The organism is Streptomyces sp. NPDC020996 (genome assembly GCF_040641355.1).
GTDB lineage: Bacteria > Actinomycetota > Actinomycetes > Streptomycetales > Streptomycetaceae > Streptomyces.
The window spans coordinates 1-3519 of sequence record NZ_JBFADM010000138.1 but is presented as its reverse complement, the minus strand read 5'-3'; the positions used below and the strand labels follow the sequence as shown (position 1 = coordinate 3519).

Here is a 3519-nt window from a genome sequence, read left to right as displayed (position 1 = left end):
AACGACGACACGCCCGGCAGGGTGCCTGCGGGAGCGCGGATCTCGGCGGGGAAGTTCGGCAGCGTCGACAGGTCGTTGCCGAACGACGCCGTCTCGGAGGTGAACAGATCACCTGTCAGCTGCATACCGTCGCCCGAGTCGCCCGAGAAGCGTATGACGACCCGGTCGAGCTGCTCTGTTTGATTCGTCACCGGCAAGTGCCTCTCCCTGGACGGAAAATGCGCGTGTCGTACGGCCCGACGGGGGCGGAAGCCCATCGCGAGCCTAAGCTCAACGCACGATGATTTCAATGGGTGTTGAATTGCCTTGGGGGCGGGGGTAGAGTCCGGCCGTTCGGGGTTCGTGGCGGGGGTGCCGACGGCATCCGCGGTCGAAGCGCAGGCCAGCCGGGAAGTGGCGCCTGCAAGCGGTCTACGCGCGGCGCAAAGCTTTGACCGAGGAAGTCACTGAACGTAGACTTCACGCCAAGATGAATTCGCGTCGCGCGTCCTTCGGGGGACTCGGGATCGAGAGGAAGTGCCGCCGTGGCAAACGCTAGAGGCGCATCCGAAACCCGCCGCGCGATCATGAGGTCGGCGGCGGACCTCTTCGCCGAACTGGGGTACAGCAACACCTCCCTGCGGGCCGTCGCAGCCGACGCCGGCTGTGATCCCGCGCTGATCGGGCACTACTTCGCCTCCAAGGAGGATCTCTACGGCGCCGTGGTGGAGGAGACGGTCAGGCCCGCCGAGGCGATCCGGGAGGCGATGGAGCGCGGCGATCCGGACGCCGCGGAATGGCTGATGCGGCACGCCGTCGCCGACTGGAACGACCCGGTCCAGCAGCGGCGCATCCTCGGCGTCCTGCGGTCCGCGGCGGACCTGCCCGCGGCCCGGGAGCGGCTGAGCCAGTCGCTGCTGCCCAGGGAGGTCGCGGACAGCGGCGCCGACGAGATCAGGGTGTGGCTGATCAGCAGCCTGTTCATCGGGGTCAACACGTCCCGCCGCATGGGGCTGCTGGATCCCGGGCTGGCGGAGGACGACGAGGAGATGGTGCGCGCGCTGGCTCCGGTCGTGGCCGCGTTCCTCACGCCGCAGGGGATCGCCGGCGGCGCCCGTGCCTCCTCCTGAGGGGTCGCGCGCACGTTCGGCGGTGGTGCCGGGCGGGATCGGCGTTCGATCCCGCCCGGCACCGTGCCGTCGTATCCCTGCTGCCGCATCCCTGCCGTCGTCTCGGCGTGGGCGCCTCTGTGCCGGCGTCCCTGTGCCGTCGCCCCCGTGGCGTCGTTCCCGTGCCGGCGTCCCTGTGCCGTCGCCCCCGTGGCGTCGTCCCCGTACCGGCGTCCCTGTGTCGGCGCCTGCCGTCGTGCGGCCGCCGGATCCCCTCTTCGCGGTGTCGGACATCCGTGCGCCCGGCACGCCCGGCGCTCCCGTCGTGGCCGGGGCGGCGGCCGTCCGTGCCCTGGCCGCCGGGTTGCCGCAGGTCAACTCCGAGGAATCGGCGGGCGGTCGAGCGGACGACGAGTGTCCGGATCGCGGTCGCAGCGGTTGCCCAAAAGAATTCAGTGCTCGTAGACTTCATTGGAGAGTGAAATATTGAGGGCGCTGTCGGGCAAGGCAGACGACCCAGGGAGGAATCATGGAATCCATCGACACCGGCGTGACGGCTCCGCCCGGCACCGCACCCGCTCCGTCCGCCACCGCGAACCCCGCGCGCTGGCTGATCCTCGCGGTCACCCTGTCCGCGATCTTCATGCAGATGCTGGACACGACCATCACGATGGTCGCGCTGCCGTCGCTGCAGAGCGATCTCGGCGCCACGTTCGCCGAGATCCAGCTCGTCGTCGCGGTCTACTCGCTCGCGTTCGCCTGCACCCTGGTGACCGGCGGCAGGCTCGGTGACATCCACGGCCGCCGCAAGGTGTTCCTCATCGGCATGCTGGGCTTCACCATCGCCTCGGCCCTGTGCGGCGCGGCCCCCAGCTCCACGTTCCTGATCGCCTCCCGGGTGCTTCAGGGCATGTGCTCGGGCCTGATGTTCCCCCAGGTCCTGTCGATCATCCAGGTCACCTTCTCCAAGCAGGAACGCCCCAAGGCCCTCGCCATGTACGGCGCCTCGGTCGGCCTGGGGACCGTGCTCGGTCCGGTCCTCGGCGGCTGGCTGATCGACCTGAACATCATGGGCACCGACTGGCGTGCGATCTTCTACGTCAACCTGCCCATCGGCGTGATCGCCCTGTGCCTGGGCCTGGCGAAGATCCCCGAGTCCTCCGCGCCGGGCGCGCAGCGGCTCGACGTGACCGGCGCCGGCATCCTGACGGCCGGCCTGTTCAGCCTGATCCTGCCGCTGGTCATCGGCCGTGAGCACGACTGGCCGGGCTGGAGCCTGGCACTGCTGGTGCTGAGCCCGGTGCTGCTCGCCGAGTTCTTCCTCTACGAGAACAAGCTCTCGAAGTCGGCCGGCCGCTCCCCACTGGTGCCCACGGGGCTGTTCAAGGAGCGGTCGTTCACCGTCGGGCTCATCATCAGCGTCGTGTTCTTCGCCGGCATCCCGTCGTTCTTCATGACGTTCTTCATGAGCCTGCAGATCGGCTTCGGCTACACGCCCATCTCCGCCGGCCTGGTCAGCCTCGGCTTCGCCGCCCTCATCGCGGTCGGCTCCGCACGCTCGGCGGCCGTGGTCAGGAAGCTCGGCACGAAGACGCTGGCACTGGGCACCGGCCTGCTCCTGGTCGGCATGGCCGGGGTCATCGGCACCCTGCACTGGGCGGGCTCCGACCTGCACGGCTACCAGCTGGTTCCCTCCCTGATGGTGGCCGGCCTGGGCGGCGGGTTCTTCCTGGCGCCGTGCACCGGCATCATCCTGGCCGGCATCCGCTCCAGCAACGCGGGCTCCGCGTCCGGCATGCTCGCCACCGTCCAGCAGGTCGGCATCGCCATCGGCATCGCCGTCGCCGGCATCCTGTTCTACGGGCTGCTCGGCTCGAACGCCGACGACTCCAGTGCGTCGGCGGTGCCGCAGCTGCGCAGCGACCTCGCGGCCGCCGGGGTGGCCGAGGCGCAGCAGACGCAGATCACCACGGCGTTCCAGACCTGCTTCCACGACAAGATGAACCAGAAGGACCTCACCGAGACGCCCGCGAGCTGCGCGCGGATCGAGAAGGAGATGGCGAACAGCCCGCTGCCTCAGGAGGTCAAGCAGAAGGTGAAGTCCGCGGTGCTCGGCACGGCCGTGCCCGAGGCCCGCAAGGCGAACTTCAGCGACAGCTTCGAGCAGGTCGTGTTCTGGCAGATCGGCTGCTTCGGGCTGTCCTGCCTGCTGGTGCTCGCGCTGCCCAAGGTCCGGCCGGAGGACGTCGCCGACGTGCCGGGCGGCGCGTGAGCGACTGACCCGGGGCGGGCTGCGCGTACGCCGTCGCCGCCCGCCCCGGCATCCCCGTGCGTCCGGGCCGGGGTGCCGCCCGACGGCGGCACCCCGGCCCGTCGCATTTCGTTCCGCACCAGGCCAACGGGGTCATGCTCGCCGAAGCGGTGCCGCGGC

The 3519-nt window shown here is 70.0% G+C and carries 2 protein-coding genes and 1 pseudogene; 2 read left to right on the top strand and 1 reads right to left on the bottom strand.

Annotation, left to right across the window (positions count from 1 at the left end; all coding sequences use genetic code 11):
• Positions 1 to 257 (bottom strand): annotated as a pseudogene (locus tag AB0G63_RS38950) (hypothetical protein); the annotation flags it as partial.
• 267 nt (positions 258 to 524) lie between these two features.
• Here AB0G63_RS38950 and AB0G63_RS38945 point away from each other — a divergent pair.
• Together AB0G63_RS38945 and AB0G63_RS38940 are read left to right on the top strand one after the other, a co-directional pair.
• Positions 525 to 1109: a TetR/AcrR family transcriptional regulator gene (locus tag AB0G63_RS38945; RefSeq protein WP_360760600.1), complete on the top strand. Its 585-nt coding sequence runs from the start codon at positions 525 to 527 to the stop codon at positions 1107 to 1109.
• Positions 1110 to 1617: 508 nt separating this feature from the next.
• Complete coding sequence (locus tag AB0G63_RS38940) at positions 1618 to 3360, top strand: MFS transporter (protein WP_360760597.1); 1743 nt, start codon at positions 1618 to 1620, stop codon at positions 3358 to 3360.
• Positions 3361 to 3519 lie beyond the last annotated feature (159 nt).

Excerpts from the sequence above, each read along its gene's own strand:
- AB0G63_RS38940 (WP_360760597.1), top strand. The coding sequence starts at position 1,618 with ATGGAATCCATCGACACCGGCGTGACGGCTCCGCCCGGCACCGCACCC.